Source organism: Pseudomonas silesiensis, assembly GCF_001661075.1.
Lineage (GTDB): Bacteria > Pseudomonadota > Gammaproteobacteria > Pseudomonadales > Pseudomonadaceae > Aquipseudomonas > Aquipseudomonas silesiensis.
In genome coordinates this window covers 4809566-4833162 of sequence record NZ_CP014870.1, presented here as the reverse complement: position 1 = coordinate 4833162, position 23597 = coordinate 4809566, and the positions used below count along the sequence as shown (strand labels likewise).

The 23597-nt window shown below is 58.1% G+C and carries 22 protein-coding genes; 17 read left to right on the top strand and 5 right to left on the bottom strand.

Features of this window, described 5'->3' with window-relative positions; translation table 11 throughout:
• Positions 1 to 177: 177 nt before the first annotated feature.
• The 12 genes from sdhC to PMA3_RS21225 all read left to right on the top strand — a co-directional run bounded on the left by sdhC (position 178) and on the right by PMA3_RS21225 (position 14752).
• Positions 178 to 552: a succinate dehydrogenase, cytochrome b556 subunit gene (gene sdhC / locus PMA3_RS21280; RefSeq protein WP_064679035.1), complete on the top strand. Its 375-nt coding sequence runs from the start codon at positions 178 to 180 to the stop codon at positions 550 to 552.
• Positions 546 to 914, top strand: a complete 369-nt coding sequence (gene sdhD / locus PMA3_RS21275; protein WP_007959040.1) for a succinate dehydrogenase, hydrophobic membrane anchor protein — start codon at positions 546 to 548, stop codon at positions 912 to 914. Before sdhC ends, sdhD begins: the two co-directional genes overlap by 7 nt.
• 3 nt (positions 915 to 917) lie before the next feature.
• Entirely contained in the window at positions 918 to 2690 is a 1773-nt protein-coding gene (sdhA, locus tag PMA3_RS21270; RefSeq protein ID WP_064679034.1) for a succinate dehydrogenase flavoprotein subunit, read from the top strand.
• 11 nt (positions 2691 to 2701) lie between these two features.
• Complete coding sequence (locus PMA3_RS21265) at positions 2702 to 3406, top strand: succinate dehydrogenase iron-sulfur subunit (protein ID WP_064679033.1); 705 nt, start codon at positions 2702 to 2704, stop codon at positions 3404 to 3406.
• Between the two features lie 277 nt (positions 3407 to 3683).
• Complete coding sequence (locus PMA3_RS21260) at positions 3684 to 6515, top strand: 2-oxoglutarate dehydrogenase E1 component (protein ID WP_064679032.1); 2832 nt, start codon at positions 3684 to 3686, stop codon at positions 6513 to 6515.
• A gap of 42 nt (positions 6516 to 6557) precedes the next feature.
• Positions 6558 to 7787 carry a 2-oxoglutarate dehydrogenase complex dihydrolipoyllysine-residue succinyltransferase gene (gene odhB, locus PMA3_RS21255; RefSeq protein ID WP_064679031.1) on the top strand — a complete coding sequence of 410 codons (1230 nt, stop codon included), beginning with the start codon at positions 6558 to 6560 and terminating at the stop codon, positions 7785 to 7787.
• A gap of 98 nt (positions 7788 to 7885) precedes the next feature.
• Complete coding sequence (gene lpdA / locus PMA3_RS21250) at positions 7886 to 9322, top strand: dihydrolipoyl dehydrogenase (protein WP_064679030.1); 1437 nt, start codon at positions 7886 to 7888, stop codon at positions 9320 to 9322.
• Between the two features lie 196 nt (positions 9323 to 9518).
• A complete protein-coding gene (sucC, locus tag PMA3_RS21245; RefSeq protein WP_008148602.1) occupies positions 9519 to 10685 on the top strand; it encodes an ADP-forming succinate--CoA ligase subunit beta in 1167 nt (388 codons plus the stop codon).
• A complete protein-coding gene (sucD, locus tag PMA3_RS21240) occupies positions 10685 to 11566 on the top strand; it encodes a succinate--CoA ligase subunit alpha (protein WP_008148605.1) in 882 nt (293 codons plus the stop codon). Before sucC ends, sucD begins: the two co-directional genes overlap by 1 nt.
• A 478-nt stretch (positions 11567 to 12044) precedes the next feature.
• A complete protein-coding gene (brnQ, locus tag PMA3_RS21235; RefSeq protein ID WP_064679029.1) occupies positions 12045 to 13358 on the top strand; it encodes a branched-chain amino acid transport system II carrier protein in 1314 nt (437 codons plus the stop codon).
• A 255-nt stretch (positions 13359 to 13613) separates the two neighbouring features.
• The gene (locus PMA3_RS21230; RefSeq protein WP_064679028.1) at positions 13614 to 14351 is read left to right on the top strand and encodes a DUF599 domain-containing protein; all 738 of its coding nucleotides are present in this window, start codon (positions 13614 to 13616) and stop codon (positions 14349 to 14351) included.
• Positions 14351 to 14752 carry an MAPEG family protein gene (locus tag PMA3_RS21225; protein WP_064679027.1) on the top strand — a complete coding sequence of 134 codons (402 nt, stop codon included), beginning with the start codon at positions 14351 to 14353 and terminating at the stop codon, positions 14750 to 14752. Before PMA3_RS21230 ends, PMA3_RS21225 begins: the two co-directional genes overlap by 1 nt.
• A 64-nt stretch (positions 14753 to 14816) precedes the next feature.
• On the opposite strand, the gene PMA3_RS21220 is transcribed toward PMA3_RS21225, so the two are convergent.
• Positions 14817 to 15050, bottom strand: coding sequence for a hypothetical protein (locus PMA3_RS21220; RefSeq protein ID WP_064679026.1), 234 nt, complete (start codon positions 15048 to 15050; stop codon positions 14817 to 14819).
• Positions 15051 to 15208: 158 nt separating this feature from the next.
• On the opposite strand from PMA3_RS21220, the gene PMA3_RS21215 reads away from it, so the two are divergent.
• The 4 genes from PMA3_RS21215 (at position 15209) to PMA3_RS21200 (ending at position 19510) form a co-directional block, all read left to right on the top strand.
• Positions 15209 to 15685 carry a PaaI family thioesterase gene (locus tag PMA3_RS21215; RefSeq protein ID WP_064679025.1) on the top strand — a complete coding sequence of 159 codons (477 nt, stop codon included), beginning with the start codon at positions 15209 to 15211 and terminating at the stop codon, positions 15683 to 15685.
• Entirely contained in the window at positions 15682 to 16134 is a 453-nt protein-coding gene (locus PMA3_RS21210; RefSeq protein WP_064679024.1) for a PaaI family thioesterase, read from the top strand. The genes PMA3_RS21215 and PMA3_RS21210 overlap by 4 nt, the downstream gene beginning before the upstream one ends.
• An 81-nt stretch (positions 16135 to 16215) precedes the next feature.
• A complete protein-coding gene (htpG, locus tag PMA3_RS21205; protein WP_064680772.1) occupies positions 16216 to 18120 on the top strand; it encodes a molecular chaperone HtpG in 1905 nt (634 codons plus the stop codon).
• 211 nt (positions 18121 to 18331) lie between these two features.
• A complete protein-coding gene (locus PMA3_RS21200; RefSeq protein WP_064679023.1) occupies positions 18332 to 19510 on the top strand; it encodes a hypothetical protein in 1179 nt (392 codons plus the stop codon).
• An 82-nt stretch (positions 19511 to 19592) separates the two neighbouring features.
• Here PMA3_RS21200 and PMA3_RS21195 read toward each other — a convergent pair whose 3' ends face one another.
• Both PMA3_RS21195 and PMA3_RS21190 read right to left on the bottom strand, forming a co-directional pair.
• On the bottom strand, positions 19593 to 20453 hold the full coding sequence (locus PMA3_RS21195; RefSeq protein ID WP_064679022.1) for a pirin family protein: 861 nt from the start codon (positions 20451 to 20453) through the stop codon (positions 19593 to 19595).
• A 61-nt stretch (positions 20454 to 20514) separates the two neighbouring features.
• Complete coding sequence (locus PMA3_RS21190; protein WP_064680771.1) at positions 20515 to 20931, bottom strand: OsmC family protein; 417 nt, start codon at positions 20929 to 20931, stop codon at positions 20515 to 20517.
• A 153-nt stretch (positions 20932 to 21084) separates the two neighbouring features.
• On the opposite strand from PMA3_RS21190, the gene PMA3_RS21185 reads away from it, so the two are divergent.
• The gene (locus tag PMA3_RS21185) at positions 21085 to 22089 is read left to right on the top strand and encodes an amidohydrolase family protein (RefSeq protein WP_064679021.1); all 1005 of its coding nucleotides are present in this window, start codon (positions 21085 to 21087) and stop codon (positions 22087 to 22089) included.
• A gap of 133 nt (positions 22090 to 22222) precedes the next feature.
• On the opposite strand, the gene PMA3_RS21180 is transcribed toward PMA3_RS21185, so the two are convergent.
• Both PMA3_RS21180 and purN read right to left on the bottom strand, forming a co-directional pair.
• Positions 22223 to 22936, bottom strand: coding sequence for a DUF3108 domain-containing protein (locus tag PMA3_RS21180; protein ID WP_064679020.1), 714 nt, complete (start codon positions 22934 to 22936; stop codon positions 22223 to 22225).
• A gap of 8 nt (positions 22937 to 22944) precedes the next feature.
• A complete protein-coding gene (purN, locus tag PMA3_RS21175; protein ID WP_064679019.1) occupies positions 22945 to 23595 on the bottom strand; it encodes a phosphoribosylglycinamide formyltransferase in 651 nt (216 codons plus the stop codon).
• Between the last annotated feature and the right edge of the window lie 2 nt (positions 23596 to 23597).

Sequence of the window (23597 nt, the reverse complement as noted above, 5' to 3'; positions counted from 1 at the left end):
GGAAGGTGAACGCGTTGTCATTAGTGACCTAACTGTCTATACTCGGCCACCGACCGCCAGGGGCTTTTGGGCCTGCTTTATTGGGGGTCGCATCCCTGGGTGGTGGTTACCTGACCAGTGCACTCCCCAACAACTTTGCCCTGATTGTTAGGGGCTCTTCAGTGTGAAAAAAAAGCCGTGAAAAGCCAACGACCTGTAAACCTAGACCTAAGGACCATCAAACTCCCCATCACCGGCGTTACGTCGTTTCTTCACCGTGTTTCCGGCATCATTCTCTTCCTGGGCCTTGGCTTCATGCTTTATGCATTGGGCAAATCCCTGGGTTCCGAGGAAGGTTTTGCCGACGTGAAGGCAACCTTGACCAGTCCGCTGGCCAAGTTCGTAGCATGGGGCCTCCTGTCCGCTCTTCTGTATCACCTGGTAGCCGGTGTGCGCCACTTGATCATGGACATGGGCATCGGTGAGACGCTGGAAGGCGGCACACTGGGCTCGAAAATTGTCATCGCCATTTCCGTGGTGTTGATCGTTCTGGCAGGAGTTTGGATATGGTAACCAGCGTTACGAACCTTTCGCGTTCCGGTCTTTACGACTGGATGGCGCAACGTGTGTCTGCGGTCGTTCTCGCGGCTTATTTCATTTTCCTGATCGGATACCTCGTTGCGAACCCGGGCATTGGCTACGACCAATGGCACGGCCTGTTCGCCCACAACGGGATGCGTATCTTCAGTCTGCTGGCCCTTGTGGCCCTGGGCGCTCACGCCTGGGTCGGCATGTGGACCATCGCGACCGACTACCTGACGCCAATGGCGCTGGGCAAGTCCGCGACTGCAGTACGTTTCCTTTTCCAGGCAGTATGCGGCGTTGCGATGTTCGCTTACTTCGTCTGGGGTGTGCAGATTCTTTGGGGTATCTGATTCATGGCTAACATTCCAACGATTTCTTTCGACGCCATCATTATTGGTGGTGGCGGTGCCGGCATGCGCGCAGCGCTGCAACTGGCGCAGGGCGGTCACAAGACTGCCGTGATCACCAAGGTGTTCCCGACCCGTTCGCACACTGTATCCGCCCAGGGTGGCATTACCTGCGCCATCGCTTCGGCCGATCCGAACGATGACTGGCGCTGGCACATGTACGATACCGTCAAGGGTTCCGACTACATCGGTGACCAGGACGCTATCGAATACATGTGTCAGGAAGGCCCTGCTGCGGTCTTTGAACTGGACCACATGGGTCTGCCGTTCTCCCGTACAGAGCAAGGTCGTATCTACCAGCGTCCATTCGGCGGTCAGTCGAAGGATTACGGTAAAGGTGGCCAGGCTGCCCGTACCTGCGCCGCGTCCGACCGTACCGGTCACGCGCTGCTGCACACGCTTTATCAGGGCAACCTGAAAGCCGGCACCACGTTCCTGAACGAGTACTACGCTGTTGACCTGGTGAAGAACTCGCAAGGCGAGTTCGTTGGCGTTATCGCCATCTGCATCGAAACCGGTGAAACCAGCTACATCCGCGCCAAGGCCACCGTTCTGGCCACTGGCGGTGCCGGTCGTATCTACTCGTCCACCACCAACGCCCTGATCAACACCGGTGACGGCGTCGGCATGGCCCTGCGTGCCGGCGTGCCGGTGCAAGACATCGAAATGTGGCAGTTCCACCCGACCGGCATCGCCGGCGCTGGTGTACTGGTTACCGAAGGTTGCCGTGGTGAAGGTGGCTACCTCATCAACAAGCACGGCGAGCGTTTCATGGAGCGTTACGCTCCGAACGCCAAGGACCTTGCCGGTCGTGACGTTGTTGCCCGTTCGATGGTTAAAGAGATCATCGCCGGCAATGGTTGCGGTCCGAATGGCGACCACGTACTGCTCAAGCTCGATCACCTGGGCGAAGAAGTACTGCACAGCCGTCTGCCAGGCATCTGCGAACTGTCCAAGACCTTTGCTCACGTTGACCCGGTTGTTGCTCCGGTTCCGGTTGTTCCGACTTGCCACTATATGATGGGCGGTGTTCCGACCAACATTCATGGCCAGGCGATCACCCAGGATGCCGAAGGCGTCGACACCATCATTCCTGGCCTGTTCGCAGTGGGCGAAGTGGCTTGCGTATCGGTTCACGGTGCCAACCGTCTGGGCGGCAACTCGTTGCTCGACCTGGTTGTGTTCGGTCGTGCGGCCGGTCTGCACCTGGAAAAAGCGCTGACTGACGGCATCGAATACGATGACGCTACCGACGCCAACATCGAAACCGCCCTGGCGCGTCTGTCCGCTCTGAACGAGCGTACCGATGGCGAAGACGTGGCGACCCTGCGTCGAGAGCTGCAAAGCTGCATGCAGAACTACTTCGGTGTATTCCGTACCGGCGAATACATGCAGAAGGGTATTGCCCAGCTGGCTGACCTGCGCGTGCGTATCGCCAACGTCAAGATCAACGATAAGTCGCAGGCGTTCAACACTGCACGTATCGAAGCGCTGGAACTGCAGAACCTGCTGGAAGTGGCCGAAGCCACCGCCATCGCTGCAGAGATCCGTAAAGAGTCCCGCGGTGCTCACGCCCGTGAAGACTTTGAAGACCGCGACGATGAAAACTGGCTGTGCCACACCCTGTTCTTCCCGGGTGACAAGCGCGTGACCAAGCGTGCTGTGAACTTCTCGCCGAAGACTGTTCCGACTTTTGAACCTAAGATTCGGACTTATTAAGGGTGGCCGCCATGTTGAAAGTCAGTGTTTATCGCTACAACCCTGATCAGGACGCTGCGCCGTTCATGCAGGAATTCCAGGTCGATACCGGTGGTAAAGACCTGATGGTGCTGGACGTGCTGGCCCTGATCAAAGAGCAGGACGAGGGTTTCTCCTATCGTCGCTCTTGCCGTGAAGGTGTTTGCGGTTCCGACGGCATGAACATCAACGGCAAAAACGGCCTGGCGTGCGTCACGCCGCTGTCTGCCGTCGTAAAAGGTAACAAGTTGATCGTTCGTCCGCTGCCAGGTTTGCCGGTTATCCGTGACTTGGTCGTCGATATGAGCATCTTCTACAAGCAATACGAAAAAGTTCAGCCTTACCTGCAGAACGACACGCCGGCTCCGGCCATCGAACGTCTGCAGACCCCGGAAGAACGTGAAAAGCTTGACGGTCTGTACGAGTGCATTTTGTGCGCTTGCTGCTCGACCTCCTGCCCGTCCTTCTGGTGGAACCCGGACAAGTTCCTGGGTCCAGCTGCCCTGCTGCAAGCGTATCGCTTCCTGGCGGACAGCCGTGATACCAAGACTGCCGAGCGTCTGGCTGCGCTGGATGACCCGTTCAGCGTATTCCGCTGCCGGAGCATCATGAACTGCGTCAACGTATGTCCGAAAGGCCTGAACCCGACCAGGGCCATCGGTCACATTCGTAACATGCTTCTGCAAAGCGGCGTGTGATTCAGCTGTAGTAACCCGGCTGTTGTAACAAGTAGTACCGCAGTACCCGTAGATGCTACGGCGCAGGCTTCAACCGGCGCCGTAGTTTTAACCTGAGCAGCAGCTACAAAGGCTGCGGCTCTTATTTTGAAGAAATGAGACAAGCAGGGGCATCCGGGCTGGTACCCGGACTATCAGCGTGATCCTAGGTGGCTTGTTTTGGTCGCTGCATTCGGACTTCTGCAAGTTTGCTCGGTGTCGACGCCGGTGGTGTTCCCCTAACCGAGGGTGACCAAGCATGCAAGAAAGCGTGATGCAGCGCATGTGGAACAGCGCCTACCTATCCGGTAGTAACGCTGCCTATGTGGAAGAGCTCTATGAGCTCTACCTGCACGACCCTAACGCTGTGCCAGAAGAGTGGCGCACCTACTTTCAGAAGTTGCCTGCCGACGGCAACACTGCCACCGATGTTTCGCACTCCACGATTCGCGATCATTTCGTCTTGCTGGCAAAGAACCAGCGCCGCGCCCAACCGGTTTCCGCCGGCAGCGTGAGCAGTGAGCACGAGAAGAAGCAAGTTGAAGTGCTGCGATTGATCCAGGCCTACCGTATGCGTGGCCACCAGGCAGCCCAGCTTGACCCGCTGGGGCTGTGGCAGCGTCCTGCACCTGCAGACCTGTCGATCAATCATTACGGCTTGACCAATGCCGATCTTGATACGACCTTCCGTGCCGGCGACCTGTTCATCGGCAAAGAGGAGGCGAGCCTACGCGAAATTCACGAAGCGTTGCAGCAGACATATTGCCGCACCATCGGCGCTGAATTTACGCACATCACCGATTCCGAGCAGCGCCAGTGGTTCCAGCAGCGTCTGGAAAGCGTGCGCGGCCGTCCGACGTACTCCGCCGACATCAAGAGCCACTTGCTTGAGCGCGTTACCGCCGGCGAAGGCCTGGAAAAATACCTGGGCACCAAATACCCGGGCACCAAGCGTTTCGGCCTGGAAGGCGGCGAGAGCCTGATTCCGATGCTCGACGAGTTGATCCAGCGTTCCGGTTCCTACGGCACCAAGGAAATCGTGATCGGCATGGCCCACCGTGGCCGTCTGAACGTGCTGGTCAACACCTTCGGCAAGAACCCGCGCGAGCTGTTCGACGAGTTCGAAGGCAAGAAGAAGGTCGAGCTGGGTTCCGGTGACGTTAAGTATCACCAGGGCTTCTCGTCCAACGTCATGACCACCGGCGGTGAAGTTCACCTCGCAATGGCCTTCAACCCGTCCCACCTGGAAATCGTATCTCCAGTGGTCGAGGGTTCGGTTCGGGCCCGTCAGGATCGTCGTAACGACCCTACCGGCGAGAAGGTTCTGCCGATTTCCATCCACGGTGACGCGGCATTCGCCGGTCAGGGCGTGGTGATGGAAACCTTCCAGATGTCGCAGACCCGCGGTTTCAAGACCGGCGGCACCGTGCACATCGTGATCAACAACCAGGTCGGTTTCACCATCAGCAACCCGCTGGACTCGCGTTCCACCGAGTACGCGACCGACGTTGCGAAAATGATCCAGGCGCCGATCCTCCATGTGAATGGCGATGATCCGGAAGCCGTGTTGTTCGTGACCCAGCTGGCCATCGACTACCGCATGCAGTACAAGCGCGACGTGGTGATCGACCTGGTCTGCTACCGTCGTCGCGGCCACAACGAGGCCGACGAGCCAAGCGGTACCCAGCCTCTGATGTATCAGCAGATCGCCAAGCAGCGCACCACCCGTGAACTGTATGCCGATCGTCTGACCCAGGCCGGTGTACTCGACGCCGAGCGTGTTCAGGCGAAAATCGATGAATACCGCAACGCGCTGGACAATGGCCTGCATGTTGTAAAAAGCCTGGTCAAAGAGCCGAACAAAGAGTTGTTCGTGGACTGGCGTCCGTATCTGGGCCACGCCTGGACCGCGCGTCACGACACTCGCTTCGATCTGAAAACCTTGCAGGAACTGTCCGCCAAGCTGCTGGAAATTCCGGAAGGCTTCGTGGTTCAGCGCCAGGTCTCGAAAATCTACGAAGACCGTCAGAAGATGCAAGCCGGCGGCCTGCCGATCAACTGGGGTTACGCCGAAACCATGGCGTACGCGACCCTGGCGTTCGAAGGTCACCCGATTCGCATGACGGGTCAGGACATCGGTCGTGGTACGTTCTCGCACCGTCACGCCGTCCTGCACAACCAGAAAGACACCGGCAGCTATATTCCGCTGCAGAATCTGTACAAAGGTCAGCCACGCTTCGACCTGTACGATTCGTTCCTGTCCGAGGAAGCGGTCCTGGCGTTCGAATACGGTTATTCGACCACCACGCCTGAGGCGCTGGTCATCTGGGAAGCCCAGTTCGGCGACTTCGCCAACGGTGCCCAGGTGGTTATCGACCAGTTCATCACCAGTGGCGAGCACAAGTGGGGCCGTCTCTGCGGTCTGACCATGCTGCTGCCGCACGGTTATGAAGGTCAGGGGCCGGAGCACTCGTCGGCTCGTCTGGAGCGTTACCTGCAGCTGTGCGCCGAGCACAACATTCAGGTAGCCGTCCCGACTACACCGGCTCAGATCTACCACTTGCTGCGTCGTCAGGTGATTCGCCCGCTGCGCAAGCCGTTGATCGTGCTGACGCCGAAGTCGTTGCTGCGTCACAAACTGGCCGTGTCTACCCTGGAAGATCTGGCCGAAGGTTCGTTCCAGACCGTTATCCCGGAAATCGATGCACTGGATCCGAAAAAGGTCGAGCGCGTTGTTCTGTGCAGCGGCAAGGTCTACTACGACTTGCTGGAAAAACGCCGTGCCGAAGGTCGTGAAGACATCGCTATCGTGCGTCTCGAGCAGCTGTACCCGTTCCCTGAGGACGACCTGATGGAGACGCTCGCCCCTTACACCAACCTCAAACACGTGGTTTGGTGCCAGGAAGAGCCGATGAACCAGGGCGCCTGGTACAGCAGCCAGCATCACATGCGTCGCAGTCTGACCAACCACAAGAAAGGCCTGGTCCTGGAATATGCGGGTCGTGAGGCGTCTGCCGCACCTGCTTGTGGTTACGCATCGATGCACGCTGAGCAGCAGGAAAAACTGCTGCAAGACGCCTTTACTGTTTAACGCCTTCGCGCACCTGAAACCGAATTTAAGGACCCACAGATAATGGCTATCGAAATCAAAGCCCCCACTTTCCCGGAATCGGTTGCCGATGGCACCGTTGCCACCTGGCACAAACAGCCGGGCGACGCCGTCAAGCGCGATGACCTGATCGTCGATATCGAAACTGACAAAGTCGTACTGGAAGTGTTGGCTACCGCTGATGGCGTGCTGGGCGCTATCGTCAAGAACGAAGGCGACACCGTTCTGTCCGACGAAGTCCTGGGCTCCATCGAAGCGGGCGGCGCTGCTGCCGCTCCAGCCGCTGCCGCCGCTGCCGCCGCTCCGGCCGCTGCACAGGCTGCTGCGCCAGCTGCCGCAGGCGAAGACGATCCTGTTGCTGCACCGGCTGCTCGCAAGCTGGCTGAAGAAAACGGCATCAACATCGCTTCCGTTGCCGGTACCGGCAAAGGCGGTCGTGTCACCAAGGAAGACGTGGTAGCTGCCGTTGCTGCCAAAAAATCCGCTCCGGCTGCCGCGCCTGCCAAGGCTGCTGCGCCTGCCGCCGCTGCTCCAGTGTTCGCCGCCGGTGACCGCGTTGAAAAGCGCGTTCCAATGACCCGTCTGCGTGCCAAGGTTGCCGAGCGTCTGGTTGAAGCCCAGTCGAACATGGCGATGCTGACCACGTTCAACGAAGTCGACATGACCGAAGTCATGGCGCTGCGTTCGAAGTACAAGGACCTGTTCGAGAAGTCCCACAACGGCGTGCGCCTGGGCTTCATGTCGTTCTTCGTCAAGGCTGCCACCGAAGCGCTGAAACGCTTCCCGGCTGTCAACGCCTCGATCGACGGTGCCGACATCGTTTACCACGGCTACGCTGACGTCGGTGTAGCTGTTTCCAGCGACCGCGGTCTGGTGGTACCGGTTCTGCGTAACGCCGAATTGATGAGCCTGGCTGAAATCGAAGGCGGCATCGCCACCTTCGGCAAGAAAGCCCGTGACGGCAAACTGTCGATGGACGAGATGACCGGCGGCACGTTCACCATCACCAACGGTGGTACCTTCGGTTCGATGATGTCGACGCCGATCGTCAACCCGCCGCAAGCGGCCATCCTGGGCATGCACAACATTCTGCAGCGTCCTATGGCGATCAACGGTCAGGTCGTTATCCGTCCGATGATGTACCTGGCGCTGTCCTACGATCACCGTCTGATCGATGGCAAAGAAGCTGTGACCTTCCTGGTTACCATCAAGAACCTGCTGGAAGACCCGGCTCGTTTGCTGCTGGATATCTGATAGAAGCCGCTACAGGTTTCAAGCCACAAGCTGCAAGCAATTGCAGCCTGGCTTGAAGCTTGTGGCTTCAAGCTTGTTGCCAAAAGAGGATTTTTTGAATGTCGCAGAAATTTGACGTAGTAGTGATCGGCGCGGGCCCTGGCGGCTATGTAGCTGCCATCAAGGCCGCGCAGCTGGGTTTTTCGACGGCCTGCATCGAGAAGTACACCGACAAGGAAGGCAAGCTGGCTCTGGGCGGCACCTGCCTGAACGTCGGTTGCATTCCTTCCAAGGCCCTGCTGGACAGCTCCTGGAAATACAAGGAAGCCAAAGAAGGCTTCGCGATCCACGGTATCAACCACGCCGGCGTGACCATGGACGTGCCAGCAATGGTCGGCCGCAAGGCCAACATCGTCAAAGGCCTGACCTCTGGTGTTGCCACCTTGTTCAAAGCCAACGGTGTGACCTCCATCCAGGGTCACGGCAAGCTGCTGGCCGGCAAGAAAGTTGAAGTCACCAAGCCTGACGGTTCGGTAGAAATCATCGAAGCCGAAAACGTGATCCTGGCGCCAGGCTCGCGTCCGATCGACATTCCACCGGCTCCGGTTGACCAGAATGTGATCGTCGATTCGACGGGCGCACTGGAATTCCAGACCGTACCAAAACGTCTGGGCGTGATCGGCGCTGGCGTGATCGGTCTGGAACTGGGTTCGGTCTGGTCCCGCCTGGGCGCCGAAGTCACCGTTCTCGAAGCGCTGGACACCTTCCTGATGGCCGCTGACGCTGCCGTTTCCAAGGAAGCGCTGAAAACCCTGACCAAACAGGGTCTGGACATCAAGCTGGGCGCTCGCGTCACCGGTTCCAAAGTGAACGGCGACGAAGTCGTGGTGAACTACACCGACGCCAAGGGCGAACAGAACATCACGTTCGACAAGCTGATCGTAGCCGTTGGTCGCCGTCCGGTGACCGCTGATCTGTTGTCCGCCGATTGCGGCGTGACCCTGGACGAGCGCGGTTTCGTGCACGTTGACGATCACTGCGCCACCACCGTACCGGGCGTTTACGCGATCGGCGACGTGGTTCGCGGCATGATGCTGGCTCACAAGGCCTCGGAAGAGGGCATCATGGTTGTCGAGCGCATCAAGGGCCACAAAGCCCAGATGAACTATGATTTGATCCCTTCGGTTATTTATACTCACCCGGAAATCGCGTGGGTCGGCAAAACCGAGCAGACCTTGAAGGCTGAAGGCGTTGAAGTTAACGTTGGCACCTTCCCGTTCGCAGCCAGTGGCCGTGCCATGGCAGCCAACGACACCGGCGGTTTCGTGAAAGTCATCGCCGATGCCAAGACTGACCGCGTATTGGGCGTCCACGTGATTGGCCCGAGCGCTGCAGAACTGGTTCAGCAGGGCGCGATCGGTATGGAATTCGGCACCAGCGCTGAAGACCTGGGCATGATGGTTTTCTCCCATCCGACCCTGTCCGAAGCCTTGCACGAAGCCGCTCTGGCAGTGAATGGCGGCGCCATTCACATCGCCAACAAGAAGAAGCGTTAAGACAATAAGAAACCACGGCGGTATGGCCCGTCGTGAGCCTTGCAAGCAAGACTCACCGCGGAATATCCGCTGGACGCAGTCTTGCGTAGCTGCACCGGTTGTCCGGAAAGGTTACGCAAGCAGCAGTCACAGGTGGTGCGGCACTTGAACGAGTGCAGCACCGAATGCGCAGTACCTAACGAAGACGGTAATAAGCATGAATCTTCACGAGTATCAGGGTAAGCAGCTGTTCGCTGAATACGGCCTGCCAGTATCCCAGGGTTTCGCCGTAGACACCCCGGAAGCAGCAGCAGAAGCATGCGACAAGATCGGCGGGACCGAATGGGTTGTCAAAGCCCAGGTTCACGCAGGTGGTCGCGGTAAAGCGGGCGGCGTAAAGCTGGTTCGTAGCAAAGAAGACGCCAAGGCATTCGCTCAACAGTGGTTGGGCAAGCGTCTGGTGACTTACCAGACTGATGCCAATGGTCAGCCAGTCACCAAGATCCTGGTTGAATCGTGCACTGATATCGCTAAAGAGCTGTACCTGGGCGCTGTCGTTGACCGTTCGAGCCGTCGCATCGTGTTCATGGCTTCCACCGAAGGTGGCGTGGACATCGAGAAAATCGCTCACGACACCCCTGAGAAAATCCTCAAGGCCACTATCGATCCACTGGTTGGCGCTCAGCCATTCCAGGGTCGCGAGCTGGCATTCCAGCTGGGTCTGGAAGGCAAGCAAGTTGCCCAGTTCGCCAAGATCTTCGTTGGTCTGGCCAAGCTGTTCAAGGATCACGACCTGGCTCTGCTGGAAGTGAACCCGCTGGTGATCAAGGCTGACGGCGATCTGCATTGCCTCGACGCCAAGATCAACATCGACGCCAACGCCATGTACCGTCAGCCTAAGCTGAAAACTTTCCACGATCCGTCGCAAGACGATCCGCGCGAAGCGCACGCTGCCAAGTTCGAACTGAACTACGTAGCGCTGGAAGGCAACATCGGTTGCATGGTCAACGGTGCTGGCCTGGCCATGGGTACCATGGACATCGTCAACCTGCATGGCGGTAAACCAGCCAACTTCCTCGACGTGGGCGGCGGTGCTACCAAAGAACGCGTTACCGAAGCGTTCAAGATCATCCTGTCCGACACTAACGTCGCTGCAGTATTGGTCAACATCTTCGGCGGCATCGTTCGTTGCGACATGATTGCCGAAGGCATCATCGGCGCTGTGAAAGAAGTCGGCGTGAAAATCCCGGTTGTTGTTCGCCTTGAAGGCAACAACGCTGAGCTGGGCGCTAAAGTACTGGCAGAAAGCGGTTTGAACATCATCGCTGCTACCAGCCTGACCGACGCTGCTCAACAAGTTGTCAAAGCTGCGGAGGGCAAATAATGAGCGTCCTGATCAATAAAGACACCAAAGTTATCTGCCAGGGTATTACCGGTTCGCAAGGTAGTTTCCACACCCAGCAAGCCATCGAATACGGCACCAAGATGGTTGGCGGCGTAACTCCAGGCAAAGGCGGCACCGAGCACCTGGGCCTGCCAGTGTTCAACACCGTGAAAGACGCTGTAGCTGCCACTGGCGCCACCGCCAGCGTGATCTACGTTCCGGCTCCTTTCTGCAAGGACTCCATCCTGGAAGCAGCCTTCGGCGGCATCAAGCTGATCGTTTGCATCACTGAAGGCATTCCTACCCTGGACATGCTGGATGCCAAGGTCAAGTGCGACGAGCTGGGCGTAGTCCTGATCGGTCCTAACTGCCCAGGCGTGATCACTCCAGGCGAATGCAAGATCGGCATCATGCCAGGTCACATTCACTTGCCAGGCAAGGTCGGTATCGTTTCCCGTTCCGGCACCCTGACCTACGAAGCTGTGAAGCAGACCACTGACGCCGGTTTCGGTCAGTCGACTTGCGTCGGCATCGGCGGTGACCCGATCCCGGGTTCGAACTTCATCGACATCCTGAAGCTGTTCCAGGAAGACCCGAAGACCGAAGCGATCGTGATGATCGGCGAGATCGGCGGTTCGGCTGAAGAAGAAGCGGCGGCCTACATCAAGGCTCACGTGACCAAGCCGGTTGTTTCCTACATCGCTGGTGTGACTGCCCCTGCGGGCAAGCGCATGGGCCATGCTGGCGCAATCATCTCTGGCGGCAAAGGCACTGCAGACGAGAAGTTTGCTGCCCTGGAAGACGCAGGCGTGAAAACCGTGCGTTCGCTGGCAGACATCGGCAAGGCTCTGTCCGAGCTGACCGGTTGGGCGATCAAGTAAGCCTCGCGCTTGGCTTGTAGCTCTGCTGACAAAGGCCACCTTCGGGTGGCCTTTGTCGTTCTGAAGATCAAGAGATCGTCCGAACGCGGCCCGGGCCTTCGGACGATCTTTTGATCTTTGCTGTTTTGGATGAAATTCAGATTTGTGTGCGGTCAGTCATGGCCCCTTCGCGGGCAAGCCCGCTCCCACAGGGATAGTGGTGAACCTGTGGGAGCGGGCTTGCCCGCGATAGCGGACTTACAGGCGACAACCAATTACATGCAAAAACGCGACATGGAAATGTCGTGTATCGGATAGTTCGCCCCCTAACAGTGCGTTTTACGGCCAAATTCGTTAGGCTACTCGCCATTTTTGCGTCAGCGGCTCACAAGGCGGCAACGCGCTAAAAGGGTTGGTCCCATACGGACCGACAGCATTTCCCTCACCCAAAAGGGAAATCCCTCTCTAAATTCCGATTCAGTAGTGTGGTATTTCCTTAATGAAAGTGTTGAAAGGCCAGGACATCCTGGCACTTGGATTCATGACCTTTGCCCTGTTTGTCGGGGCCGGCAACATCATCTTCCCGCCTATCGTCGGCTTGCAGGCCGGCCCTCATGTCTGGCTGGCGGCGCTGGGCTTTCTGATCACCGCGGTTGGACTGCCGGTGATCACAGTGGTCGCCCTGGCCAAAGTCGGCGGCGCCATGGATGCCTTGAGCAGCCCGATCGGTAAAGTTGCCGGGGGCCTGCTGGCCGCTGCGTGCTACCTGGCCGTCGGCCCGCTGTTCGCGACGCCGCGCACCGCGACAGTGTCCTTCGAAGTCGGCCTGGCGCCGCTGACCGGCGAAAGCCCGCTGGCACTGTTCCTCTATAGCTCGGTGTACTTCCTGCTGGTGTTCTTCATCTCGCTGTACCCCGGCCGTTTGCTGGATACCGTTGGACGTTTTCTCGCACCACTGAAGATCATCGCCCTGGCTGTACTCGGCATCGCGGCGTTTGCATTGCCGGCCGGCGACATCGGCGCGGGCACCCCCGAGTACGTGGCGGCACCGTTCTCCCAGGGTTTCATCAATGGTTACCTGACCATGGATACCCTGGGCGCGCTGGTCTTCGGCATTGTCATCGTCAACGCCATCCGCTCCCGTGGCGTCGAGTCGCCGGCGCTGATCACCCGTTACGCGATCATTGCCGGGCTGATTGCCGGCGTGGGTCTGGCCCTGGTGTACGTCAGCCTGTTCCGTCTCGGTTCGGGCAGCCATGAAGTGGCCGTCGGCGCGACCAATGGCGCGGTGGTCTTGCATGCTTACGTGCAACACACCTTTGGCTCCCTGGGCAGCGGCTTCCTGGCGGTGTTGATCTCCCTGGCCTGCCTGGTCACGGCGGTCGGCCTGACCTGTGCCTGCGCTGAATATTTCAGCCGTGTGCTGCCGCTGTCCTACAAGACACTGGTGATCATCCTCGCCGCGTTCTCCCTGCTGGTGTCCAACCTGGGCCTCACCAAGCTGATCGCGTTTTCGATCCCGGTCCTTACCGCGATCTACCCGCCGTGCATCGCGCTGGTGGCCCTGAGCTTCTGCAAGGACTTCTGGCATGAGCAGGGCCGTATTGTCGGCCCGGTGATGCTGGTGTCCTTCATCTTCGGCCTGATCGATGCGCTCAAAGGCGCCGGTCTGGCGGACTGGCTGCCGACGCAGCTGGCCAACCTGCCGTTGAGCGAGCAAGGTCTGGCGTGGTTGGTGCCGTCGGTCATGACGCTGGTGGTTGCAGTGGTGTGTGATCGTTTGCTGGGCAAGCGCGAAGAAGCGTTGGCGTAAGCTGTTGCAAGGGCCGCCACAAGCGGGCCTTTGATCGCAGAAACAGAAATGCCCCGTATCAATCGATACGGGGCATTTTTTATGGGCATGATGCAGTGTCTTTTTCCTTAAGCTAACGTCGAAGCAATACCTTGTAGGAGCGAGGCTTGCCAGCGAAGGCGGTGTGTCAGGCGATATTTTTTCTCCGGTGACACCGCCTTCGCGGGCAAGCCTCGCTCCTACAGGATTCAATGCCAACGTCTCACAGGGAATTGCATGTCGTTCATCCTCGCCAACCTGATCCACATTCTCGCCGCCGCCTGGTTTGTCATCTGCTGGGGCGGCTACACCCGCTATGCGACGTGGAAAGCCCGCGACACCGCGTGCCTGGCGAGCGTGCTGCACCTGTATCGCGAAGACTGGATGCGCCGGATGCTGCTGCGCGATAACCGTATCGCCGACGCCAGTGTGATCGGTAACCTGGAGCGCAACGCCTCGTTTTTTGCTTCCAGCACGCTGATTATCCTGGCCGGCATTCTCACGGTGCTGGGGGCTTCCGAAAGGGCGGTGTCGTTGCTGGCGGATATCCCGATGGTGCAGCAAGCGTCCCAAGGCATGTCGGAAATCAAGTTGTTGTGCCTGGCGCTGGTATTTGTCTATGCGTTCTTTACCTTCAGCTGGTGCATGCGTCAGTACAATTTTGCGGCGATTCTGGTGGGTTCGGCACCGATGGTCGGGGAACGGCATGTTTCCGAACTGGAGCGTAAAGCTTTTGCCGCCCGTGCGGCCCGGGTGATTTCCATGGCCGCCAACCAGTTCAACTTCGGCCTGCGCTCTTATTATTTCGGCATGACCATGCTGGCCTGGTTCGTCAGTCCCTGGTTGTTCATGTTGATGAGTACCGGCGTGGTCCTGGTGCTCTATCGCCGGGAGTTTCACTCCGACGTTCTTGACGTAATGGTCTATACCCCTACAGAGGCACCCTTGCCCGAGGCGACTAAAGAGGTTGCTTGATGAGTATTCCGTTCTGGTGTGTGTTTATCAGTGCCTTGCTGATTTATGTAGCTCGCATCCCGGTAGCCAAGGCCATGAAAGAGCAGGGCGGTTACGATAATCACCTGCCGCGCCAGCAACAGGCGCAACTCACCGGCTTCGGCGCCAGGGCGCTGGCGGCGCATCAGAATTGTATCGAGGCATTTGTGTTGTTTGCGGTGGGGGTGTTGATGGCGCACACCACGCAGACGGCGGGGTGGCTTATCGATTCGCTGGCAATCATCTTCGTGATAACACGAATCATTTATTTGTTGTGCTATTGGACAGATTTGGCCTGGCAGCGCAGCCTGGTATGGTTCATCGGGTTAGTGTGTTCGTTGTTGCTGATGATCAGTCCGACTTTTAGAAGCATTTTGCTCTAGTGCCGGATTGCAGACAAAAGAAAACCCGCACATGGCGGGTTTTCTTTGTCACGCTAAAAACGTTTTAGTTTTTAGGTGCCTCTTTTGCAGCAGCTTCGTTCGATTCAGCCTGAGCTTTGGCAGCTTCGGCGTTTTCTTTCGCTGCGTCGTTCACTTTATCCTGAGCTTTGTTCATGTCTTGCTGAGCTTGCTCAGCATGTTGGTTAGCATCTTGAGCTTTGTCCTCGGATTTTTTATCGCAAGCAGCGAGACCGAGGGAAGCGGTCAACATCAAGGCAATAGCTAAAGTCTTACGCATGGGGTGTTTCTCCTTATGGAAAATATCTACTGGCCTTTCGAGCACAGCGCTTAGCGTTAAGTTCCTCAATTCATACAGATATATAAGAATATTCCGGCGGGAACTTTTACTCAAAGCGCCTAGTGCGACCTCAAGACACTAATAAGAGTTTTTATCAAATGGCCGAAAACCCCGTTTTTGAGCGTGCGACTCGATTCCTGTCGGCGTTGCGACATTGTCAGGTACTCGGTCTGCAGGTTCACAGCGCGAGTTGTGAAGGGCTCACCGTGATGTTGCCATACAGCCCGCACATCGTCGGCAATCCGCAAACCGGTGTGATCCATGGCGGGGCACTGACGTCGCTGATGGACACCGCCTGTGGCATGTCCACCCTCTGCGTGTTGCCCGAATTCGAGGTGTGTCCGACCCTGGACCTGCGCATCGACTACATGCACGCCGCCGAACCGTACAAAGATGTCTATGGGTTCGCTCAGTGCTACCGGGTCACCACCGATGTGATCTTTGCCCGCGGCTTCGCCTATCAGGACGACCCCGAACACCCCATTGCCCATGTCGTCGGCACCTTCATGCGCATGGGTAAAGCCATCAAGGGCGCTAAGGGTTTTGGCGGTGCGATCGCTGCAGGTGCGATATGACTGACCACTTCAAGGCACAACTGCAACAGGCTCATGAGCGGGGGGACTACGCCTCGCTGCTGCACCTGATCCCCTATGCCAAACTGATCGGCGTCGAGTGTTCACGCGTGGGGGATGAGGTGTTGTTTCGCTTGCCAGCCAACAAGGACAACATCGGCAACCCTCTGCTGCCGGCGATTCACGGCGGGGTGATTGCCGGGTTCATGGAGTTGTCCGCGGCGTTGCACCTGCTGATATTCACCGGATCGCCCGGCGTGCCGAAGATCATCGACTTTTCCCTCGACTACCTGCGCGCAGGGCAATTTCGTGACACTTGGGCCAAGTGCCAGGTATGTCGCCAAGGGCGGCGCGTCGCCAACGTGGCGATTACCGCCTGGCAAAGCAGCGAATCCGAGCCGATTGCCACGGCCCGGGCCCACTTCAAAATCGAAGAGCCCTTGAAATCCTGATCTGAGCCCCCAACTTTGATGACAACCCGCCGCCGACCGTCAAGGTCGCGGCTTATGCCATCTGATTGGAGTTTGATGACCATGAGTGTGGAAACTCAAAAGGAAACCCTGGGCTTCCAGACCGAGGTGAAGCAGCTGCTGCACCTCATGATCCATTCGCTGTATTCCAACAAGGAAATTTTCCTTCGCGAATTGATCTCGAACGCCTCTGACGCTGTCGATAAATTACGCTTTGAAGCCTTGGCCAAGCCTGACCTGCTGGAAGGTGGCGCCGAGCTGAAAATCCGTGTGAGCTTCGACAAGGACGCTAAAACCGTCACCCTCGAAGACAACGGCATCGGTATGAGCCGCGACGACGCGGTGACCCACTTGGGCACCATCGCCAAATCCGGCACTGCCGATTTCATGAAGCATCTGTCCGGCGATCAGAAGAAAGATTCGCACCTGATCGGTCAGTTCGGTGTGGGCTTCTACTCTGCGTTCATCGTCGCCGATAAAGTCGACGTGTACAGCCGTCGTGCCGGCCTCGCTGCCAGCGAAGGCGTGCACTGGTCGTCCAAGGGCGAAGGCGAATTCGAAATCGCCACCGTCGAGAAAGCCGAGCGCGGTACCCGCATCGTCCTGCACCTGAAATCCGGTGAAGACGAATTCGCCGATGGCTGGCGTCTGCGCAACATCATCAAGAAGTACTCCGATCACATCGCTTTGCCGATCGAGTTGCCAAAAGAAGCGGCAGCTGTCGAGGGTGAGGAGAAGCCGGCCGTCGAATGGGAAACCGTCAACCGCGCCAGCGCCCTGTGGACCCGTCCGCGTACCGAGATCAAGGACGAGGAATACCAGGAGTTCTACAAGCACGTCGCCCACGATTTCGAGAACCCGCTGAGCTGGAGCCACAACAAGGTCGAAGGCAAGCTGGAATACAGCTCGCTGCTCTACGTGCCGGCCCGTGCTCCGTTCGACCTGTACCAGCGTGAAGCCCCTAAAGGCCTGAAGCTGTACGTGCAGCGCGTGTTCGTCATGGATCAGGCGGAGTCGTTCCTGCCGCTGTACCTGCGCTTCATCAAAGGCGTGGTCGATTCCAACGACCTGTCGCTGAACGTGTCGCGGGAAATCCTGCAGAAAGACCCGATCATCGACTCCATGAAGTCGGCGCTGACCAAGCGTGTGCTCGACATGCTGGAAAAACTGGCGAAGAACGACCCTGAGCAGTACAAGAGCTTCTGGAAAAACTTCGGCCAGGTCATGAAAGAAGGCCCGGCAGAAGACTTCGCCAACAAAGAGAAAATCGCCGGCCTGCTGCGTTTCGCCTCCACTCAGGGCGAAGAAGGCGAGCAAGTGGTTTCCCTGGCCGAATACCTGGCGCGCGCCAAGGAAGGCCAGGACAAGATCTACTACCTGACCGGCGAAACCTACGCGCAGGTCAAAAACAGCCCGCACCTGGAAGTCTTCCGCAAGAAAGGCATCGAAGTGCTGCTGCTGACCGACCGCATCGACGAGTGGTTGATGAGCTACCTCAGCGACTTCGATGGCAAGAGCTTTGTCGACGTGGCGCGTGGTGACCTGGACCTGGGCAACCTGGACTCGGAAGAAGACAAGAAAGCCGCGGAAGAAGTCGCCAAATCCAAAGAAGGTCTGGTTGAGCGTCTGAAAACCGCACTGGGCGATTCTGTGGCCGAAGTGCGGGTTTCCCACCGTCTGACCGATTCCCCGGCGATCCTGGCCATCGGCGAGCAGGACCTGGGCATGCAAATGCGGCAGATCCTGGAAGCCAGCGGTCAAAAGGTTCCGGAGTCGAAGCCGATTTTCGAATTCAACCCGGCTCACCCGCTGATCGAGAAACTCGACAACGAGCAGAGCGACGAGCGCTTCGGCGACCTGTCGCACATCCTCTTCGATCAGGCGGCCCTGGCGGCCGGCGACAGCTTGAAGGACCCGGCCGCGTATGTGCGCCGCCTCAACAAGCTGCTGGTTGAACTGTCGGTTTAACGGCGTTGTACAAAAAAAACCCGCTTCGGCGGGTTTTTTTATTCCAGCGTCTTCGTCCAGCTGTCATTTCTGACAGTAGCAGGCGGATCCGGTGCATGTTTGAATCGTCTCGAGTGAACGCAATACTTTCGGCAAAAGGCGCAGAGATCATCGAGTTTTGAGTGGGCCCATGCCGAGGGAGCGTTGTTCTTTTTCAGCGAGGAGATAAACGATGCCAACTCAAAACATTACCAGCAGGGCAGTGCCTGGTGAGCTCGATCCTTCGTTTGCAACGGGCGGTAAATTCGAGGTGCCGACACCAACAAAAGCAGCCGTTTCATTAATTGCCGACACTGACTCTTTGACGGTGTTGATGGCCGCAGGTCAGGAGTTCTGTCTCTGTCGGGTTAACAAGGACGGCAAGCTGGACCTTGACTTTGATAATAGAGGGTGGCTGAAGTGGCGTTTTGAAGATGGAAAGACTTCGACTCCGTGGCGGGCGTTGCTTCAACCAGACAAGAAAATCCTCTTGATAGGCGCTTCCTATTCTTCCATTCCATACGGCCAGCCGGCCTTGACTCGGTTTAACCCCAATGGAAGCCCGGACTTGGTTTTTGGCCGAAAAATACTCCCGGTGTATCCGCAGCCGCAAGAAACCATGAGCCGAGTCGAAGGGTGTTTACAGTCCGACGACAAGATTCTGGTATGCGGCGCATATTCTACGAGGAGTGAAAGTAAAACGCTGCTGATCAGGCTATTGCCCGATGGAACCATGGATCCTGATTTTGGCAAGGGTGGTATAGCTGAACTCTCCCATCCCCAGGGCACGCTCTTACCGGCGCGCGTTGCTGTCCAGAGCAATGGGCGGATTCTTGTTGCAGGTTCTCTTGGCAACCAGGGCTTTGTTCTTGGGGTTGGAGCCGATGGCAATCTGGATACCGGTTTTGGAGACAAAGGGTTTGCATTGATTGAGGCTCAGGGGCCGATCCCCTTGAGAAATCTGCTGGTTTTGAAGGATGGGGGCCTCCGTTGCATCGGCGGCAGCGATAGCTCGGGTGCGTTGCTGGTCGGCCTGGATGAAAACGGCCATCCAGATAAGTCATTTAATGATGGGAAACCTGTGGTGACGAGAGAGTTTCTTGGAAGTTGGTCTACCCTTTGCGAGCAAGATGATCGTAAGCTACTCGTTTCTGGTCAGTCCGGGCCTGGGCTTGAACAAGTAGCCGCGCGATTTTCCCCGCAGGGCGTTCTCGACAAGACATTTGGTTGGTCGGGATTCATGTACCATCCCGGAGGGTCAGCAGATAGCGTGATTCAACCCGGCGGGCGGTGGGTAACGACTGCCTACAAGGCTGGTGCTACATCGGCCTGGCTTTACGGGATGTTCACCGATAACCCGACCCCTGATTAACCCATCTGTCTGCTGGTAAGAAGCCCCGCATTAGCAGGGCTTTTTCGTCTGCCCGCAAGGGCGCTGACAGGCGATACAACGATTACGGCAGTTCGATCCGCTCGCTTTCCCCCGGCACCGTCGGCCAATCCCCGGCCGCCCAGCGTCGCCGCGCTTCTTCGATGGCCGCCGGATCACTCGCCACAAAATTCCAGTTGATCCGCCTCGGCCCATCCAGCGGTGCGCCGCCGAACAGCACGGCGTGGCAGTCGCTCTCGGCGAACAGCGTCATCTCTTCCCCGGCAGGCAACACCGCCAGCGTATGGGGTTCCAACAGCTCGCCATCCAGCTGCGCCTCGCCACTCAACACATACAGGGCGCGCTCTTCATGCTCGGCAGGTATGAGCAAAGTGGTGGCCGTTTGCAGGTTCAATTCGGCATACAGCGTAGGAGAAAGCACCGGTACCGGCGATATCAGGCAAAAGCCTGACCCGGCAATCATCCGGATCTTCACGCCAAGGTTATCGCTGACCGGCAGTGTGGCCGCTGGATGGTGGCTGTAGTGTCCCGGGCCTTGTTCATGCTCCTTGGGCGACGCCAGCCAGATCTGCAACCCGTGCATGCTGAACCCACTGTCCTTCAACGCTTGCGGTGTGCGCTCGACATGGGCGATCGCGCTGCCGGCTGTCATCCAGCTGACATCCCCGGCCTCGACCACCTGGTCGGAGCCGAGGCTGTCCTTGTGCTGGATTTGCCCTTCGAACAAGTAAGTCAGGGTAGACAGGCCAATATGCGGGTGCTGCCGGATGTTCATGCCTTTGCCCGCCGGGTAACGGGTTTGCAGCATGTGGTCGAAAAACACGAAAGGCCCGACGCTGCGGCATTTGGCTGACGGCAAGGGGCGAAGAATCGGTTGGCCCTCGACATCTTCGGCGCGGGGGCGGATCACGAGCAGAGTGTTCATGGTGCATTCCAGGCTGAGCGGGTGACGCGTGGAGCATAACCCGCTTGCGCAGCCCTTGCCGCTATTGGCTGAACGCACCTTCGGACAGATGGGTTTCGATGCTGACCTCGGTGCTGGTCATCAGCTTGTGTACCGGACAGCGATCGGCTACGCGATGCAGTTCGTCGCGCTGGGCGTTGGTGAGTACGCCCTTGAGGGTCAGTTTGACGTGCAGGGCGTATTTGCCTTTCTGCTCTTGGCTGTTATCGCGTTTGACCTCGACCGTGACACCGGTCAGCGGGATGTCTTTCTTTTTGGCGTACATCTTCAGGGTCACGGCCTTGCAGGCGCCGAGGGCGGCGTCGAAGTAGTCATGGGGTTCTGGCGCAGTGCCTTCGCCGCCGATATCTTTGGGTACATCGGCAAACAATTCGTGCTCATCGATCTGGACGCTGTGACGAAAACCTTCGGCGGAAACGGTATTGACGGTAACAGTCATGGGAAACCTCGCAGGTTGCAGGAAAATCATTCGATCAAAAAAGACCCTGAAGTTATAGAGCACTCCTGCAAGTTAGCGTTCCACTTTCTTGCCCTGATGAACCCTCGACCTTGCTGTGGGGTCTACGCTGTTCCTACCCTCCGGAGATCGCCCGTGCCTCTGTTCCGCTACAGCGTTGCCTGCCTGCTGGTCTTTGCCTGTCACGTTGCCAGCGCCCGGGAGTATGCCTACAGCGACGCGCACCTGCACTACGTGGACTTTTTTCAGGAAACGGCCGGGATGCCGAAATTGCTCAAGGCCATGGCCGACAATCGCATCGAGCATGTGATGATTTCCGGCATTCCGGTGGCCAAGAAATGGCACGAGGACGAACCCAAGCGTCCACGTTATTACGCTGGCGATGATGCCGATGCCTACTGGTACAGCGCCACCGATGTCATAGTCGCCGCTGCTGTGAACAGCTTGGCCCCCGAGCAGCGTCAGTACTTTCACCCGTTCCTGTCAGGCTTCAACCCCAACGACAAGAACTCCGCGGCGCATATCCAGCGCATGCTCGATCTCAATCCCGGTCTGTGGCAGGGCATAGGCGAAGTCTTTACCCGCCATGACGACCTGACTGCGCTGACCTCCGGCGACACGCCACGGGCCAACAACGAAGCCATGACGCGTATCTATCATTTGGCGGCTGAAAACGATTTGCCGGTGATGCTGCATTCCAACATCACCTCCAAGCGCGAAAAAAATCCACTGTACCTGGCGGAGGTCGAAGAGCCTCTGCGCAATCATCCGCACACCCGGTTCATCTGGGCCCACGCCGGTACCAGCGCCGAGATTCATCGCCACCAGACCCGGCTGGACTTTCTGCTGCCGACGTTGACCCGCATGCTTGAGGCTTACCCCAACCTGTTCGTCGACCTGTCCTGGAGCATGCTGACCCCCTATCTGCTGGATGAGCAGGGCAAGCCTCGGGGCGAGTGGTTGAAACTGGTGGAGCGCTTCCCGGAGCGCTTCATGCTTGGCTCTGATGTCGTGGGGCGTTTCAACAAGCTTGGTAAGGAAATGCGCAGCTTCGATCCGTTTCTCGACGCTTTGCCAGAAGACGTCGCCAGAAAAGTCGCGCGGGATAACTTTCTCTCGATCCTGCCTCGTGCCCTGTAGGAGCCAGCGGTGCGGCGATCCGACTTGCCGGCGAAGGCGTTCTGAAGGGCGCCTTCGCCGGCAAGCCTGGCTCCTACAAGGCAAGGCGAAAAAAAAGCCCCGCATCTGCGAGGCTCTTTCGTATCGATCCGGATCAGCTGCCTTTGACAGCCTTGCCGTTGACCGTACCGTCCAGGAGCATGATGTTGTACTCCTTGCCGTCAGTCTCGACCTGTTGCAGGCGGACCAGCAGGTAATCCCAGTCCTTGGCGAACCACAGCACGGTGATGCGTTTGCTCTGGGTCGGATCGCGCACGCGCTCGACCTTGATCGCATCGATCTGGCCAGCCTTGGTGTCGACTTTTTCCGAACCCAGCACGCGGAAGTCATAGGTATCGACTTCGCCATCGTCGACGACCTGATAGCTCATGCTTTTCTTGCCGGCGGCCACGTCATGCTGCAGGGCCAGCTGATAAGTGGATTTGTCGACCATGCCGCGGTTGAGCGGAAGTTTGACCGGGTCGCCGCGATCGGTGCCGGTGACCATTTTGTTGGTCCAGTCGAAATCCAGGTCAGCCTTCTTGGCTTTGCCCAGGCCGCCACGTTCAAAATGGTAGGACTGGGGAAGCAAGGTGTCCTTGTCCAGGGTCAGGGTGCTTTCTTCGGTGAGGCTTGCGATCATCATCGAGGCCTTGAAGCTGAGCTTCCAGGCGCCGTTGGCCTGCTTGGTCAGGCTGCGCTCGGCGGTGCCGCTCATGGGCAACTGCTTCCAGTCGGCGGTGTAGCTGGCGGAGAAAGGTTGAAGTTCTGCAGCCTGCGCAAAAGGCAGGACGAGCAGAGCGCAAGCGAAGAGCAGGGCGCGACGCATAAAATCTCCTAGGTTCGAATCAAGTGGCCGCTGGCGGCGAGTAGCTTTCCATCCAGTAAAGCACCTTGCTCGCCGAGTGATAAACGACCTTCGGCAAACCAGCGTACAGCCATCGGGTAGATCAGGTGTTCCTGGCTATGGACTCGCTGCGCCAGACTCTGCGGCGAATCCTGCAACTCTACCGGTATTACTGCTTGTACGACCAGCGGTCCGCCATCGAGTTCCTCGGTGACGAAGTGCACGGAGCAGCCGTGCTCGGTGTCGCCGGCCTCCAGCGCGCGCTGGTGAGTGTGTAACCCTTTGTATTTGGGCAGCAGCGAGGGATGGATGTTGAGCAGGCGACCCTGGTAATGACGTACGAAGCCGGCGCTGAGAATGCGCATGAAGCCGGCCAGGACCACGAGTTTGGGATTGAAGGCGTCGATCAGTTCGATCAGCGCGGCATCGAAGGCCTCGCGGCCTTCGAAAGCCTTGTGATCCAGGCAGCGGGTATCGATACCCGCGTCGCTGGCGCGTTGCAGACCGTAGGCGTCGGCGCGGTTGGAGATCACCGCAGCGATGCGGGCCGGGCTGTCGCCGGTCCGCGTGCTGTCGATCAAGGCCTGCAAGTTACTGCCGCTGCCGGACAACAGCACCACCACATCACAGGTCTGAGACATCC

Coding starts and splice junctions, on each gene's coding strand:
- PMA3_RS21225 (WP_064679027.1), top strand. CDS start 14,351: ATGAGTATTCCGTTCTGGTGTGTGTTTATCAGTGCCTTGCTGATTTAT.
- sucC (WP_008148602.1), top strand. CDS start 9,519: ATGAATCTTCACGAGTATCAGGGTAAGCAGCTGTTCGCTGAATACGGC.
- PMA3_RS21260 (WP_064679032.1), top strand. CDS start 3,684: ATGCAAGAAAGCGTGATGCAGCGCATGTGGAACAGCGCCTACCTATCC.
- PMA3_RS21190 (WP_064680771.1), bottom strand. CDS start 20,931: ATGACTGTTACCGTCAATACCGTTTCCGCCGAAGGTTTTCGTCACAGC.
- PMA3_RS21200 (WP_064679023.1), top strand. CDS start 18,332: ATGCCAACTCAAAACATTACCAGCAGGGCAGTGCCTGGTGAGCTCGAT.
- sucD (WP_008148605.1), top strand. CDS start 10,685: ATGAGCGTCCTGATCAATAAAGACACCAAAGTTATCTGCCAGGGTATT.
- htpG (WP_064680772.1), top strand. CDS start 16,216: ATGAGTGTGGAAACTCAAAAGGAAACCCTGGGCTTCCAGACCGAGGTG.
- PMA3_RS21230 (WP_064679028.1), top strand. CDS start 13,614: ATGTCGTTCATCCTCGCCAACCTGATCCACATTCTCGCCGCCGCCTGG.
- PMA3_RS21215 (WP_064679025.1), top strand. CDS start 15,209: ATGGCCGAAAACCCCGTTTTTGAGCGTGCGACTCGATTCCTGTCGGCG.
- PMA3_RS21210 (WP_064679024.1), top strand. CDS start 15,682: ATGACTGACCACTTCAAGGCACAACTGCAACAGGCTCATGAGCGGGGG.
- PMA3_RS21180 (WP_064679020.1), bottom strand. CDS start 22,936: ATGCGTCGCGCCCTGCTCTTCGCTTGCGCTCTGCTCGTCCTGCCTTTT.
- lpdA (WP_064679030.1), top strand. CDS start 7,886: ATGTCGCAGAAATTTGACGTAGTAGTGATCGGCGCGGGCCCTGGCGGC.
- PMA3_RS21265 (WP_064679033.1), top strand. CDS start 2,702: ATGTTGAAAGTCAGTGTTTATCGCTACAACCCTGATCAGGACGCTGCG.
- odhB (WP_064679031.1), top strand. CDS start 6,558: ATGGCTATCGAAATCAAAGCCCCCACTTTCCCGGAATCGGTTGCCGAT.
- brnQ (WP_064679029.1), top strand. CDS start 12,045: ATGAAAGTGTTGAAAGGCCAGGACATCCTGGCACTTGGATTCATGACC.
- PMA3_RS21195 (WP_064679022.1), bottom strand. CDS start 20,453: ATGAACACTCTGCTCGTGATCCGCCCCCGCGCCGAAGATGTCGAGGGC.
- sdhD (WP_007959040.1), top strand. CDS start 546: ATGGTAACCAGCGTTACGAACCTTTCGCGTTCCGGTCTTTACGACTGG.
- sdhA (WP_064679034.1), top strand. CDS start 918: ATGGCTAACATTCCAACGATTTCTTTCGACGCCATCATTATTGGTGGT.
- purN (WP_064679019.1), bottom strand. CDS start 23,595: ATGTCTCAGACCTGTGATGTGGTGGTGCTGTTGTCCGGCAGCGGCAGT.
- PMA3_RS21220 (WP_064679026.1), bottom strand. CDS start 15,050: ATGCGTAAGACTTTAGCTATTGCCTTGATGTTGACCGCTTCCCTCGGT.